This window comes from Streptomyces sp. L-9-10 (assembly GCF_004151105.1).
Classification (GTDB): Bacteria; Actinomycetota; Actinomycetes; order Streptomycetales; family Streptomycetaceae; genus Streptomyces.
Map to the genome: position 1 here is coordinate 644,116 of NZ_PHRF01000095.1, position 13,662 is coordinate 657,777.

Genomic DNA, 13,662 nt, shown 5'->3' on the forward strand with positions numbered 1-13,662 from the left:
CGCGCCGAGGCCCGGCACCCCCGCGAAGGGGTGCCGGGCCTCGGTGCGTTCGTCCGGCAGGACGTCTGTGCCTCAGTGGCTGTGGCCGTGGCCGCCGTGACCCGCGTCGGCCTCTTCCTCGGCCGGCTTCTCGACGACCAGGGTCTCGGTCGTGAGCAGCAGCGAGGCGATGGACGCGGCGTTCTCCAGGGCGGAGCGCGTGACCTTGACCGGGTCGATGACGCCGGCCTTCACCAGGTCGACGTACTCGCCGGTCGCGGCGTTGAAGCCGTGGCCCTTGTCCAGCTCCGACACCTTGGAGGTGATGACGTAGCCCTCGAGACCGGCGTTCTCGGCGATCCAGCGCAGCGGCTCGACCACGGCGCGGCGGACGACCGCGACACCGGTGGCCTCGTCGCCCTCCTTGCCGAGGTTGCCGTCGAGCACCTTGGCGGCGTGCACCAGAGCGGAGCCACCACCGGAGACGATGCCCTCCTCGACCGCGGCGCGGGTCGCGGAGATGGCGTCCTCCAGACGGTGCTTCTTCTCCTTCAGCTCCACCTCGGTGGCGGCGCCGACCTTGATCACGCACACGCCGCCGGCCAGCTTCGCGAGGCGCTCCTGGAGCTTCTCGCGGTCCCAGTCGGAGTCCGTGGACTCGATCTCGGCCTTGATCTGGTTGACGCGCCCGGCGACGTCGGCGGAGTTGCCGCCACCGTCGACGATGGTCGTGTCGTCCTTGGAGATGGTGACGCGGCGGGCGGAGCCCAGCACGTCCAGACCGGCCTGGTCGAGCTTGAGGCCGACCTCCTCGGCGATGACGGTCGCACCGGTGAGGGTGGCGATGTCGCCGAGCATGGCCTTGCGGCGGTCACCGAAGCCGGGAGCCTTGACCGCGACGGCGTTGAACGTGCCGCGGATCTTGTTGACGACGAGGGTGGAGAGCGCCTCGCCCTCGACATCCTCGGCGATGATCAGCAGCGGCTTGGAGCCACCCGCCTGGATGACCTTCTCCAGCAGCGGCAGCAGGTCCTGGATGCTGGCGATCTTGCCCTGGTGGACCAGGATGTACGGGTCGTCGAGGACGGCCTCCATCCGCTCCTGGTCGGTCACCATGTACGGGGACAGGTAGCCCTTGTCGAAGGCCATGCCCTCGGTGAAGTCCAGCTCCAGACCGAAGGTGTTGGACTCCTCGACGGTGATGACACCGTCCTTGCCGACCTTGTCCATCGCCTCGGCGATCAGCTCGCCGACCTGCTCGTCCTGGGCGGAGAGCGCGGCGACGGCGGCGATGTCGGACTTGTCGTCGATCGGGCGGGCGGTCGCGAGGAGCTCCTCGGACACGGCCTTGACCGCGGCGTCGATGCCCTTCTTCAGGGCGGCCGGGGAAGCGCCCGCGGCGACGTTGCGCAGGCCCTCGCGGACCAGCGCCTGGGCCAGCACGGTGGCGGTGGTGGTGCCGTCACCCGCGATGTCGTTGGTCTTGGTCGCCACCTCCTTCACCAACTGGGCGCCGAGGTTCTCGTACGGGTCGTCGATCTCGACCTCGCGGGCGATCGTGACACCGTCGTTGGTGATGGTCGGGGCGCCGAACTTCTTGTCGATGACGACGTTGCGGCCCTTGGGGCCGATCGTCACCTTCACCGTGTCGGCAAGCTTGTTGACGCCGCGCTCGAGGGCGCGACGGGCGTCCTCGTCGAACTTCAGGATCTTCGCCATGGGAGCTTCTCTGTCCTCTCAATGAACTGCGCCCCTGTCCGCCCGGCAATCGCAGGGGGGCCAGGGGCGCAGTCCAAAAGCAATTAGGTGAATTACTTCTCGATGATCGCGAGTACGTCGCGAGCCGAGAGGACGAGGTATTCCTCGCCGCTGTACTTCACTTCGGTGCCGCCGTACTTGCTGTACAGAACGACGTCGCCGACGGAGACGTCGAGCGGAAGCCGCTCGCCGTTCTCGAATCGGCCCGGGCCCACAGCCAGGACGACGCCCTCCTGGGGCTTCTCCTTGGCGGTGTCCGGGATAACCAGGCCAGAGGCCGTGGTCTGCTCGGCGTCGAGCGGCTGGACCACAATGCGGTCCTCGAGCGGCTTGATGGCAACCTTGGTGCTGGCGGTCGTCACGATCCGACCTCCCCCTTCGGAGATCTCACGGGGTTAACTGTCTGAGGGTGGCGACCAGATAGATCCGTCGTCGCGGGTGCCGGACCTGCCAGTCGCGCTTTGGCACTCTCCAGTGGGGAGTGCCAGACCTGAGACTATGACTGCGATTAGCACTCGGTCAAGCGGAGTGCCAATGAGCGCGGTCGTGGCGGATCTTTCCCACCTACGGAAACGCGGCTCCGGGGGCCGGGGTTCCGTACGAACCCGGCAGGACCGAGGGGCAGTGCCGGAGCGGTGGCGACGGCGGCGAGGGCGTGGACAGCAGCGGGGACGGCGGCGCGATCGGGTGCGCGAGCGGCGGTGCCGGCGACGGCGCGGGCGACATCTCGTGCAGCCCGCAGACGGGGCGTACGGGAGCGCCCGGCCCGGACGGGTCCACGGACGCGCCCGTGGACGGGTCCGTGGACGGGGTCATCGATCCCGGGCCCGGCCCCGGCAGCGGCACGGGCACCCGGGACGGGACCGAGTCGTGCGGGCTCACCCCCTGCGCCGCCTTGCGGCCGAGCCGTTCGATCGGGTCCATCGGGTCCATCGCGTCGGCCGACTGCGCGCAGCCGGCCGCGAGGAGCGCACCGGCGGCCAGCACCCCGGCCAGCAGCCGGTGCGCGGGTCTCATACGTAGTCCTCCAGCTTGCCGACGGCGTATCCCTTGTCCGTGACGACCTTCATCACATGGCGGATCATGTCGGGCATGGTGCCCTTCCACTCGTCCCGCCCGCGGAAGTGGGTCAGGATGATGTCACCGGGGTGCATGTCCCGGTCCCACTCGCGCCACTCCATGTGGTCGGGATACGCCTCGGACGCCCAGATCGGCGCGGCCTTGATCCCGCACTCCTTGGCGGCGCGCAGCGTGTCGGCGTTGTAGTTGCCGTACGGCGGCCGGAAGAGCGTGGGCCGCTTCCCGTAGTTCTTCTCCAGCAGGTCCTGCTGGCCGCAGATCTCCCGCTTCTGCTCCTCGTACGACAGGCCGGGCATGTACGGGTGGTTGAGGGTGTGGTTCTGGATGGCGACCCCGCGGTCCCGCATCTGCTTGAAGTAGCCGTAGTTGTCATTGATGACGTAATCGCTGAGGAAAGCGGTGTACGGGATCTTCAGCTCGCTCATCATCCGCAGCAGTTCGGGGTCCTTCTCCGAGCCGTCGTCCATCGTCAGGAAGACGACCTTCTTGCCGTCGACCGGGACGGTGGTGAACAGCGGTGGCAGGTCCTCACCGCCCTCGACCTCGAAGCCCTCGCGCGTGCTGATGTCCGGCTTGACCGCGGGCGGCCGGGGCGCGGGCAGGGGGGTGCTCGCGAGCCCCCACTTCTTCGCCGCGACCGCGCGCACGGCCTGCGTGCGGCGTACGTTCTCGGGCGCGTAGAGCGCGTCCAGTTCGGCCGCCTTCAGCTCGTGCGGCGCCCCGGCGGCGGCCTGGCCCGGCTTCCCGGCGGCGGACGCGCCGTGCGCGGACTTCACCGGTTCGCCGGATCCGGCGGCGCATCCCGAGCCGAGGGCGGCGACCAGCAGTGTGACCAGGACCGTACGGCCGCGCCATCGTCCGCATCCCGGTGCACGGTATGCGGCTTGCATGATCGTTTCTTCTTTTTGTCGTACTAGCTGCATGGCGTCGCATCCTGTCAGCGCGCGGAGCCTCCGCGCGCCCGACACCGCCGCCCCGGCGCGTACCGTCCCCCGGCTGGCCCACAATGGACCGGGTGACCGACCGCGCCTCCTCTCCCGCCGCCTCGCCCCCTCCCGTTCCGGCTCCTCCCACGCCGCTCCTCGCGCCCCTCCTCTCCGCCGAGGGACAGGCCCTGCTCGCCGAACTGCGCGACCACGATCCGGCCCAGGAACTCGCCCTCGCCACGCGGCTGCGCCGTGAACACCCGGCCGAGCTGGTGTCGGCGGCGCTGGCGCAGGCGCGGCTGCGCCAGCGCGCGGTGGCGAAGTTCGGCGCGGAGGACGCGTACCGCATGTACTTCACGCCGAACGGTGTCGAGCAGGCCACGCGCGGCAGCGTCGCCGCCCACCGGGCCGCCCGGTTCCGCGCCCTCGCACCGGGCGCCCGGGTCACGGACCTCTGCTGCGGCATCGGCGGCGACGCGATCGAGCTGGCCCGCGCGGGCCTCGCCGTGACCGGGGTCGATCTCGACCCGCTGACCTGCGAGATCGCCCTCACCAATGTGCGCACCCTGGTGCCGGACGGCCCGCCCGTCGCGGTGACCCGGGCGGATGTCCTGGAGTACGACACGACCGGGGCCGGCGCCCTCTTCATCGACCCCGCGCGGCGCGGCGGCCGGGGCAGGATCTTCGATCCGGAGGCGTACTCACCGCCGCTGTCCTGGGCGGTCGACGCGGTACGCGGAACCGGCGCGGGCGCGGTCAAGATCGCGCCCGGCATCCCGCACGAACTGATCCCCGACGACTTCGAGGCCGAGTGGATCTCGGACGGCGGTGACGTGAAGGAAGCCGTGCTCTGGCACCGGCGCGAGGCCGAGCGCGGGCGCGGGGATGCGAACAGGGACGACGGGGACGGAGTCGGGCGCGGGGGCCAGGAGAGCGTCGTCCCCGGTACGCGCCGTGCCACCCTCCTGCCCTCCGGCGCCACCCTCATCGGCCGCGGTCTGCCCGACCCGGCGGTGCGGCCGGTCGGGCGTTTCCTGTACGAGCCGGACGGCGCCGTCATCCGCGCGCATCTGGTCGCCGAGGTCGCCGAGGACCTGGACGGCGGGCTGATCGACGAGACGATCGCGTACATCACGGCCGACGAACCGCGCCCGACCGCGTTCGCCACGGCCTACGAGATCACCGACCAACTCCCCTTCGGGCTCAAGAAGCTGAAGGCTCTGTTGCGCGAGCGCGAGGTCGGCGTGCTCACCGTGAAGAAGCGCGGCTCGGCAGTGGAGCCCGAGGAGTTGCGCCGGCGCCTCAAACTCAGAGGTCCCCACGCGACGACGGTCTTCCTCACCAGGGTCGCGGGCGCGCCGACGATGCTCATAGGTCATCCGGTCGCGTAGGCCTCGCGTGCCCGCCCGGGTCAGCTCCGGCCCGTCGACTCCGGCCCGTCAGTTCAGGTCCGTCAGTTCAGGTCCGTCAGCTCGTCCGCGTAGATCTGTGAGAGCGGCTGCGGGCCGATGTACTGCTGGCAGTTGCACTGCCGGCGCTCGTACCGCAGGGGCTTCTTGTTCTCGTCCCACTCCATCGGCACCTCCACGTCCTCGTGGCACTTGCCCCGCCGGTCGTGCTTCGCCAGATGGTGCGAGCAGCCGCACACGGGCTCCGGGGGCTTGTTGGCCTGCTCGATGGCCAGCCGTTCGTGCTCCTGGAGCTTGAGGCGCTCAATTCTTCGTTCGTGCCGGGTCCGCAACGCTGTACGGCCCGTGTCGGTCATCCAGCCGAAGCCGCCCACGAGGAAGAAGACGAAAATCCACCAAACCCATTCCATCCGCCGCCCCTTAACCCTGAATGGCGCATGCGTTCCCTCTTCAGGATAGGACGGACACGGTAAGACCGGCCTCAGCGATGCGCGCCTCCGCCGCCACGGATCAGCGCCGGCCTCATCAACCGCCCTGACCAGCACTGATGCCTGACCGACGGGACCAGCCCGAGCAGACCGGTCACCAGGAGGGTCCCGCCGAGCCCCAGCGCGTACGCCGTCTCACCCAGCGTGACCGATTCGCGGCCGGTCGCGCCCCCGCTCACGGCCTCGGCCAGGGCCCGGCCCGTCGCCCACACCCCCACCAGACACAGCAGCACCGAGGGCAGCAGCCACATCACGGACCGCCGGTGCGCGCCCACACGGAGGTCCGTCACACGTTCCGGGGCCGACTCCGCCCAGGCGGCCAGCCGCTCCCGTATGAGACGGCCCCGGCTCAGCCAGAAGCCGACCGCGACCGCCGCCGGGACCAGGAGGACCGCCGCGAGGCCCAGCAGGACCACTCCGGTCATCAGACCGAGACCGCCGCCCTCGAAGCTCTGGATCGCCGCCCCGACGGCCGCCCAGCCGACCACGGCGAGCGCCCCTGCCAGCCAGAGCGCCACCAGGCGTCCGAGGGAGAGACCGCGTCTGCTCAGCTCCACCATGGCCTCGGCCCGCTCGGCGAGCCGCGCGGCGTGATCGGGCCACGGGCCCGGCTCCTCGGGCGGGGGCGGCGGCAGCGGAGCGCGGCTGATCATTCGCCAGAGGTTAGCGGTGCGCAGCGGCGCCGACGGAGCGGGGTCGGACGCGGGGCCCGGCGAGGCGCCAGGGGCCCCGCGCGGGCGGGTCCGGTCAGACCTGTTCCGTCGGCCTGATCAGCATCTCGTTGACCGCCACCCGGCGCGGCCGGGTCACGATGTACTCGATCGCGTCCGCGATGTCCTCCGGCCGCAGGCTCTCCATCCCGCCGTACCAGGCCTCGATGGTGTCGCGCACCCCGTCCCCGAGGTGGTGGGTCAGCTCCGTGACCACCGCGCCCGGCTCCACCGCGCTCACCCGTACGTGCTTGCCCGCCAGCTCCTGGCGCAGCGCCTCGCTGACCGCCGCCACCCCGAACTTCGTCAGGTTGTAGACCGCCGCTCCGGCGGTGGCCACCCGTCCCGCGACGGAGCTGATGTTCACCAGGTCGGCGACCCCGCGCGGCCCGTCGGCGGCGGCCGACACCAGGTGCGGCAGCGCGGTGTGCGTCACGCGGAGCAGCGCCGACAGATTGAGGTCGACCATCCGCTGCCACTCCGTGACCGGGGTGTCCAGCGCGGGCCCGAGCAGCATCACGCCCGCGTTGTTCACGACGGTGTCCAGGCGGCCCAGTTCCTGCACGGCCCGGGTGACGACCGCCTCGCCCTCGCCCGCCCGGGTGATGTCCGCGCCGAACGCGTGCGCGCTGCCGCCCGCGTCCCGGATACGGGCCACGAGATCGTCGAGCCGGTCCTTCCGGCGGGCCACGACGGCGACCGACGCGCCCTCGGCGGCCAGGGACAGGGCCGTCGCCTCACCGATACCGCTGCTCGCGCCGGTGACCAGCGCGACCGTTCCGTCCAAGCGTCCGCTCATGTTCTGTTCCGCTCTCTTTCCCTCTGGGTCCGTCGCGTCCGTAGTCATCATTCGCGGGTGTCCGAGACCCAGTTCGGGTCGTCGTTGTCCGAGCGGCGCCCCACCACGCCCTCGGCCAGCCCGCTCAGCAGTCCCAGCTGCTCCCCGTCGAGAACGACGTCCAGCGATCCGATGTTCTCGTCGACCCGGGCGGCCCGCCGCGTACCGGGGATCGGCACCACCGGCAGTCCGAACCGCTCCCCCTGTGCACGGAGCCAGGCCAGCGCCACCTGCGCGGGGGTGGCGCCCAGCTCGGCCGCGAGGCCCCGGACCGCGCGTACGACGGCCTGGTTGCGGTCGAAGGCGTCCGCCGAGAAGCGGGGCAGCCCCGCGCGCCAGTCATCGGCCAGCGCGGCCCGGTCCGTGAGCGTGCCGGTGAGGAACCCGCGCCCCAGCGGGGAGTACGGGACGAACCCCACGCCCAGTTCGGCCGCCGTCGGCACCACCGCCCGCTCCACATCGCGGCTCCAGAGCGACCACTCGCTCTGCACGGCCGCGATCGGATGCGTGGCGTGTGCCCGCCGCAGTTCGTCGGCGGTCACCTCGGACAGTCCCAGATGCCGGACCTTGCCCTGCGCGACCAGCTCCGCCATGGCCCCGACCGTCTCCTCGACGGGGACGGAGACATCGCGGCGGTGCAGGTAGTACAGATCGATGGTGCCGACGCCCAGCCGCTCCAGCGTCGCGTCCGCGGCGGCCCGTACGTACGCGGCGTCACCGCGCGTCGTCATCCCCTCCGTGCCCATGCCGGACTCGCCGAGGACGATGCCGAACTTGCTGGCCACGGTCACTTCCGCGCGCCGCTCGGCGAGGAGCCGTCCGACGAGGCGCTCGTTCTGTCCCGCGCCGTACACATCGGCCGTGTCGATGAACGTCACGCCACGGTCGAGCGCGTGGTGCAGGGTGGCCAGGGACTCCGACTCCTCGGCGTGGCCGTAGACCTCGGACAGGCCCATCGCTCCGTAGCCGAGCGCGCTGACCGCGAGCCCGTCGCCGAGTGTGGTGGTGGGGACGTGCGTCATCGCTGTGTTCCTTGAGGGGTCGAAGAGGGGCTGGGGCTGGGGCGGAAGGGCTGGACGGTGCCGGCCGCCGCTCCTTCCACACAACCACCGCGCATCGCCTCCCGCACCACCTCGGCCGCACCCTGCCCGGACCGGACATGGCCGGACCCGGGCCCTCCCCGACCAGGTCTGACAGACCCACCTTCACCCGCCTGTACGTTCCACTCGTGCGGCTACAGTCGTACGAATGGAGCGCAACGCGGAACTGCGGGATTTCCTCCGCACCAGGCGCGCCCGGATCACCCCGGAGCAGGCCGGCGTACAAGCGCATCCGGGCCCGCGCCGGGTGCCCGGTCTGCGGCGCGAGGAAGTGGCCTATCTGGCGGGCGTCAGCGCCGACTACTACGGACGCCTGGAGCAGGGCCGCCATCTCAACATCTCCGACAGCGTCCTGGACGCCGTCGCGCGCGCCCTGCGGCTGAACGCCGTCGAGCGCGACCATCTCATCGAGCTGGCCAGGCCGCCCCGGGGCCACTCCCGCCGCAGATCACCCGCCACGCAGCGGATCAGGCCCGGACTGCTCGCCCTGCTGGCGACCCTCGACCACGTACCGATGTTCCTGATCGGTCACCGGATGGACGTCCTCGCCTCCAACCAGCTGGCGCACGCGCTGCTCACCGATTTCGACGCGCTGCCCGCCGGTGAGCGCAACTTCGCCCGCTATGTCTTCCTCGACCCCACCGCGCGCGAGCGGTACGCGGAGTGGGCGGAGATGGCGGAGGACTGCGTCGCCAATCTGCGCCGCTACAGCGGCCTCTTCCCGCACGATCCCCGACTGGCCGCGCTGATCGGCGAGTTGTCCGTCCAGGACGCGGACTTCCGGCGCTGGTGGGCCGATTACAACGTCCGGTACGCGACACACAGGACGAAGCATGTACGGCACCCCGCGGTCGGTGACCTGGTCCTCCACTGCGAGACGCTGACCTTCCCCGACGAGCCCGACCAGCTGCTCAACCTCCTCAGCCCCGAACCGGATTCGGCCTCGGCCCAGTCACTGCGGCTGCTCGGCTCCCTCAGCGCGCCCTCGGTTCCCGTGAACGCTTCCGCGAGTGTCAGACGGACCGGGCAGGGCACGGCCGGGTAGTTTCGGGGCGATCGAGCCGAACGAGGTCCGCCCATGCCACCGCTGTCCTTCGCGTACCTGCTGAGACGGCTGCTGGGCAGTGAGCGCTGGCAGCGGCTGCATGTGAGAGCGGCGGCGTGGGCTTCACTGGCCGTCGTCGTCATCCTGCTGGCCGGCTCCTGGATCATCGTCCCGTTCGAGGTGGCGGCGCCGCACGCGACCATCACGTCCTTCCCCCTCGCCCTGTGGTGGTCGATCGAGACGGCGACCACCGTGGGGTACGGGGACCTGTATCCCGTCACCGCGCCGGGGCGCGTCATCGCCAGTGTGGTGATGCTCGCCGGGATCTCCGTGTTCAGCATCGTGACGGCGTCCGTCGCCACCTGGTTCGTCGGCGGGGCCGCCCGGCACGCGCGCCAGCTCGCGCTGGCCGTCGAACACGCGGAGCACGAGGGAAGGGCGGGGGTCTCGGAGGAGACACGCGCCCTCCACGAACGCTTCGACCGGCTGGAGCGCCTGCTCATGGCCCGCGGCGGCCCCGCGCCCCCGGAGGATCCCCGCGCGGGGGACCCCTGACCTGACCGGCCCCCACCGCCGGCTATTCCGCCGTGACCGACTCGAAGCGCCAGCGGTGGGGTGGGCGGGCGAGGAGGTCCGGGGGCGGGGACGGGAGTTCCGGGAGTTCCGCGTCGTAGGGGGCGTCCCACCAGGTGATGACCAGGACGCGGTCCTGGGGGGCGCGCAGCAGTTCGCGGCGGAGGGGGGCGTCCGGCAGGTCCCGCGACCGCGACCGCGCCCACTCCAGCAGCTCCGCGCCCCGTCCGGGTGCCGCTTTCGCCTCCCACATCAGCGCGACCGTCATGAGTACAGGTTGTCCTTCGCCACTTCGTGCACATGGTCGTGATCGTGCGGGTACTGGTGCTGGTGCTGGTGGTCATGCGTCTGCCCCGGCACGTGCGGTTCCGTCACCGGCAGCGACGAGTCCGCCGACAGCTCCCAGTCCGACGCCGGCCGGTTGCGCGCCACCATCTCCGCGCCCAGCGCCGCCACCATCGCGCCGTTGTCCGTGCACAGCCCCGGGCGCGGCACCCGCAGCCGGATGCCCGCCCGCTCGCAGCGCTCCTGCGCGAGCGCGCGCAGCCGGGAGTTGGCCGCGACGCCGCCGCCGATCATCAGATGGTCCACGCCCTCGTCCTTGCAGGCGCGGACGGCCTTCCGGGTCAGTACGTCGACCACCGCCTCCTGGAACGAGGCCGCCACATCCCGTACGGGCACCTCCTCGCCCGCGTTCCGCTTCGCCTCGATCCAGCGGGCCACCGAGGTCTTCAGGCCGGAGAAGGAGAAGTCGTACGGCGCGTCGCGCGGTCCTGTCAGTCCGCGCGGGAACGCGATCGCGGACGGGTCGCCCTCCCGCGCCAGCCGGTCGATCACCGGGCCGCCGGGGAACCCCAGCTGGAGCACCCGCGCGATCTTGTCGAACGCCTCGCCCGCCGCGTCGTCGATCGTCGCGCCCATCGGCCGTACATCGGCCGTGATGTCCGGCGCGAGCAGCAGCGAGGAGTGGCCACCGCTGACCAGCAGCGCCATGGTCGGCTCGGGCAGCCGGCCGTGTTCGAGCTGGTCGACGCAGATGTGGGAGGCCAGGTGGTTCACCCCGTACAGCGGCTTGCCCAGCGCGTACGCGTACGTCTTCGCCGCCGAGACCCCGACCAGCAGCGCGCCCGCGAGACCGGGGCCCGCGGTCACGGCGATCCCGTCCAGATCACGCGCGGAGACCCCCGCCTCCTTCAGCGCGCGCTCGATCGTCGGCACCATCGCCTCCAGATGCGCACGGGAGGCGACCTCCGGCACCACACCGCCGTAGCGCGCGTGCTCGTCGACGCTCGACGCGATGGCGTCGGCGAGCAGGGTCGTCCCCCGTACGATCCCGACGCCGGTCTCGTCGCAGGAGGTCTCGATACCGAGGACGAGGGGTTCGTCAGCCATGGGTCTCAGTTCCTTGATGGGTCTTCACGTGGTGGCGCATGACGAGCGCGTCGACATTGCCCGGCTGGTAGTAGCCGCGCCGGAATCCGATCGGCTCGAAGCCGAACCGCTCGTACAGCCGCTGCGCGCGGAGGTTGTCCACCCGCACTTCGAGCAGTACCTCCTCGCACTCGAAGGCGGTGGCGTGCTGAAGCAGATCGGTGAGCAGCCGGGAGCCGAGGCCGGTGCCCCACTGGTCGCGGACGGCGGCGATGGTCTGTACGTCGCCGAGTCCGCCGGCCGCGGCGAGGCCCGCGTAGCCGACGATCCGGGCGCTGCCGGGCTCCGCCGTCTCGGCCACCACATAGCGGCGGGTGGCCCGGGGGCCGCGCGTGTGGGCCAGTTCCGACCAGAACATGCCCGGGGACCAGGCGTCCTCGGGGAAGAGCTCGCGTTCGAGCGCGAGCACCGGCTCGATGTCCCACCAGCGCATCTCGCGCAGGGCGACGACGGGAGCCGCGTCCCCGGCCGCCCCGGCCGCACCGGCCGCACCGGCCGCGTTCACGTCAGCCGCGTTCAGGTCTGCCGCGCTCACGTCGGCCGCAGTCCCGTCGGCCGCATCCGTCGCGTCCGTCACTTCGGTGTGACCACCTTGTAGTTCTTGGGCACCTGCGCGTCCGGCCGGCGCAGATAGAGCGGCAGCGCCGGCAGGAACTCCCCGCCGGAGGCCAGTCTCTCCGCCGCCAGCGAGGCGAGCGCCGCCGCGGACTGGTGCTCGGGGCCGCGGGCGTCCGGGAAGGTGCCGGGGTAGAGCAGCGCCCCCGCGCCGACGGCGGGCAGCCCCGCGACCGCCTCCGCGATATCGGCGGGCCGGTCGACGGCCGGTTCGGTCAGCCGGGTACGGGCGTCGGCGTAGCGCGCCCAGTAGACCTCCTTGCGCCGCGCGTCCGTCGCGACGACGAAGGGGCTCCCGGCCCCGGAGGCGTACGCGAGCCCGTCCAGCGTGCACAGCCCCCGCACCGGCACCCCGAGCGCCGAGCCGAGGGTCAGCGCCGTGACCAGGCCGACGCGCAGCCCTGTGTACGGTCCGGGGCCGACGCCGACGATCACGTCCGTGACCGCGTCCGGTTTCAGCCCGGCCCCGGCGAGGACCCGGTCGACGGCGGGCAGCAGCAGTTCCCCATGGCGGCGCGCGTCGACCTGGCTCTCCTCGGCCAGGACGGAGCTGCCGTCGTGGAGGGCGACGGTGACGGCGGGCGTGGCGGTATCAACGGCGAGCAGAAGCACGCAAACAGCCTACGGCTCCCGGCCCCAAGGCACGGCGCCCCGTCCCGTCAGCCGCCTGCTGCTAACGTCACCACGGAGTCATACGTACGAGAGGTGGATCAAGGTGTCCAGGAGCAGCTCGGGAATCGTGGCCGGGCTCACCGCGGCTGCCATCGCCGTGGTCGGTTTCCTCGCCTACCAGGCGTCGGCGCATGTCCCCGACACCCTCGCCAAGCCCAAGACACCCAGGACAGCCCCCTCCGGCGCAGCCGGGGCCCCCGCGCAGAAACCCAAGAACCCGAACGCCCTGCCCGCGGAGTCGGGCGAGGGCGTACGGGTCGTCTACGCGCTGGCCGACCGGCGCGTGTGGCTGGTGGAGGCGAAGGAGCGGGTGACGCGGACGTTCGCGGTCATGCCGAGCACCGTCAGCCCCGAACCCGGCTCGTACCAGGTGACCTCGCGGTCGGGATCGGTCACGGGCTCGGACGGGGTGCGGATCGAGCATGTCGTGCGGTTCGCGCTCGTCGGCGATGTCGCGATCGGCTTCAGCGCGGCGGTGGACGGCACGCTGTCCAGCCCCGATCCGACGCTGAAGACCGGCGGGGTCAGGATGAAGGTGGCGGACGGAAACGCGATGTGGACGTTCGCGACGGTCGGTTCCAAGGTCGTGGTCGTCCCGTAGACCGGGACGCCTGTCCCCGGGGTTTCCCGGCTGCTCCGCCTTCTTACGCCTTTTACGCCTCTTACGCGGCGTCGCGCTCCCGTGCGGCGTCGCGTCTCCGTTCCCGCTCGCGCAGCGATTCCAGATCCCCGGCCTCGGCCTCCGTGGCCGCCGCCGCTTCGGCGACCGCCACGGCCGACGGCGCGCCCGGCGGCGTGGACACGGCCGCCGCCGACGCGCAGGACGCCAGCAGATCCTTCATGGACACGGACGACGGCGAGAGGGATCTCGTCAGATACGAAGCGGAGCGCGGACGCGGGTCATGTGCTGGCGCCGGCATGGATGCCTCCTGGTGTTCGGGGGCAGGCTAGTTAGGTAGACCTAACCACTTCTCCGTACCATGTCACCACGTACGGCACGGCACGCGCAACATTTTGCCGACGTCTTGTCGGAATGTA

Annotated in this window: 17 protein-coding genes; 4 read left to right on the forward strand and 13 right to left on the reverse strand. The window is 71.6% G+C overall.

The window, feature by feature from the left end; all coding sequences use genetic code 11:
* Nucleotides 1-72: 72 nt before the first annotated feature.
* From groL to CU044_RS24300, 4 genes are all read right to left on the reverse strand, one after another.
* Entirely contained in the window at nt 73-1,698 is a 1,626-nt protein-coding gene (groL, locus tag CU044_RS24285; RefSeq protein ID WP_129770822.1) for a chaperonin GroEL, read from the reverse strand.
* A 92-nt stretch (nt 1,699-1,790) separates the two neighbouring features.
* On the reverse strand, nt 1,791-2,099 hold the full coding sequence (gene groES, locus CU044_RS24290; RefSeq protein ID WP_023539274.1) for a co-chaperone GroES: 309 nt from the start codon (nt 2,097-2,099) through the stop codon (nt 1,791-1,793).
* Between the two features lie 202 nt (nt 2,100-2,301).
* Nucleotides 2,302-2,754, reverse strand: coding sequence for a hypothetical protein (locus CU044_RS24295; RefSeq protein WP_129770823.1), 453 nt, complete (start codon nt 2,752-2,754; stop codon nt 2,302-2,304).
* Nucleotides 2,751-3,707, reverse strand: coding sequence for a polysaccharide deacetylase family protein (locus tag CU044_RS24300; RefSeq protein WP_240045802.1), 957 nt, complete (start codon nt 3,705-3,707; stop codon nt 2,751-2,753). The genes CU044_RS24295 and CU044_RS24300 overlap by 4 nt, the downstream gene beginning before the upstream one ends.
* Before the next feature lie 116 nt (nt 3,708-3,823).
* On the opposite strand from CU044_RS24300, the gene CU044_RS24305 reads away from it, so the two are divergent.
* Nucleotides 3,824-5,134, forward strand: a complete 1,311-nt coding sequence (locus CU044_RS24305) for a class I SAM-dependent methyltransferase (protein WP_129770825.1) — start codon at nt 3,824-3,826, stop codon at nt 5,132-5,134.
* Nucleotides 5,135-5,196: 62 nt separating this feature from the next.
* Here CU044_RS24305 and CU044_RS24310 read toward each other — a convergent pair whose 3' ends face one another.
* The 4 genes from CU044_RS24310 to CU044_RS24325 form a co-directional block, all read right to left on the reverse strand.
* Complete coding sequence (locus CU044_RS24310; protein WP_129770826.1) at nt 5,197-5,562, reverse strand: hypothetical protein; 366 nt, start codon at nt 5,560-5,562, stop codon at nt 5,197-5,199.
* Between the two features lie 71 nt (nt 5,563-5,633).
* A complete protein-coding gene (locus CU044_RS24315) occupies nt 5,634-6,293 on the reverse strand; it encodes a hypothetical protein (protein WP_129770827.1) in 660 nt (219 codons plus the stop codon).
* Between the two features lie 94 nt (nt 6,294-6,387).
* A complete protein-coding gene (locus CU044_RS24320; RefSeq protein ID WP_129770828.1) occupies nt 6,388-7,149 on the reverse strand; it encodes an SDR family NAD(P)-dependent oxidoreductase in 762 nt (253 codons plus the stop codon).
* 47 nt (nt 7,150-7,196) lie between these two features.
* Nucleotides 7,197-8,210: an aldo/keto reductase gene (locus tag CU044_RS24325; protein ID WP_129770829.1), complete on the reverse strand. Its 1,014-nt coding sequence runs from the start codon at nt 8,208-8,210 to the stop codon at nt 7,197-7,199.
* 226 nt (nt 8,211-8,436) lie between these two features.
* Between CU044_RS24325 and CU044_RS24330 the strand changes: the two genes are divergently transcribed.
* Together CU044_RS24330 and CU044_RS24335 are read left to right on the forward strand one after the other, a co-directional pair.
* The gene (locus CU044_RS24330) at nt 8,437-9,333 is read left to right on the forward strand and encodes a helix-turn-helix transcriptional regulator (RefSeq protein WP_129770830.1); all 897 of its coding nucleotides are present in this window, start codon (nt 8,437-8,439) and stop codon (nt 9,331-9,333) included.
* Between the two features lie 33 nt (nt 9,334-9,366).
* The gene (locus CU044_RS24335) at nt 9,367-9,888 is read left to right on the forward strand and encodes a potassium channel family protein (RefSeq protein ID WP_129770831.1); all 522 of its coding nucleotides are present in this window, start codon (nt 9,367-9,369) and stop codon (nt 9,886-9,888) included.
* Between the two features lie 22 nt (nt 9,889-9,910).
* On the opposite strand, the gene CU044_RS24340 is transcribed toward CU044_RS24335, so the two are convergent.
* From CU044_RS24340 to tsaB, 4 genes are all read right to left on the reverse strand, one after another.
* Nucleotides 9,911-10,174 (reverse strand): hypothetical protein, encoded by a 264-nt coding sequence (locus tag CU044_RS24340; RefSeq protein WP_129770832.1) that lies wholly within the window; start codon nt 10,172-10,174, stop codon nt 9,911-9,913.
* Nucleotides 10,171-11,298 (reverse strand): tRNA (adenosine(37)-N6)-threonylcarbamoyltransferase complex transferase subunit TsaD, encoded by a 1,128-nt coding sequence (tsaD, locus tag CU044_RS24345; protein ID WP_129770833.1) that lies wholly within the window; start codon nt 11,296-11,298, stop codon nt 10,171-10,173. The genes CU044_RS24340 and tsaD overlap by 4 nt, the downstream gene beginning before the upstream one ends.
* On the reverse strand, nt 11,291-11,770 hold the full coding sequence (gene rimI, locus CU044_RS24350) for a ribosomal protein S18-alanine N-acetyltransferase (protein ID WP_129770940.1): 480 nt from the start codon (nt 11,768-11,770) through the stop codon (nt 11,291-11,293). Before rimI ends, tsaD begins: the two co-directional genes overlap by 8 nt.
* A 140-nt stretch (nt 11,771-11,910) precedes the next feature.
* Entirely contained in the window at nt 11,911-12,564 is a 654-nt protein-coding gene (tsaB, locus tag CU044_RS24355) for a tRNA (adenosine(37)-N6)-threonylcarbamoyltransferase complex dimerization subunit type 1 TsaB (protein WP_129770834.1), read from the reverse strand.
* Between the two features lie 103 nt (nt 12,565-12,667).
* Here tsaB and CU044_RS24360 point away from each other — a divergent pair, with 103 nt between their 5' ends.
* The gene (locus tag CU044_RS24360) at nt 12,668-13,225 is read left to right on the forward strand and encodes a L,D-transpeptidase (RefSeq protein ID WP_129770835.1); all 558 of its coding nucleotides are present in this window, start codon (nt 12,668-12,670) and stop codon (nt 13,223-13,225) included.
* 61 nt (nt 13,226-13,286) lie between these two features.
* Here CU044_RS24360 and CU044_RS24365 read toward each other — a convergent pair whose 3' ends face one another.
* Nucleotides 13,287-13,544 carry a hypothetical protein gene (locus tag CU044_RS24365; RefSeq protein WP_129770836.1) on the reverse strand — a complete coding sequence of 86 codons (258 nt, stop codon included), beginning with the start codon at nt 13,542-13,544 and terminating at the stop codon, nt 13,287-13,289.
* Nucleotides 13,545-13,662 lie beyond the last annotated feature (118 nt).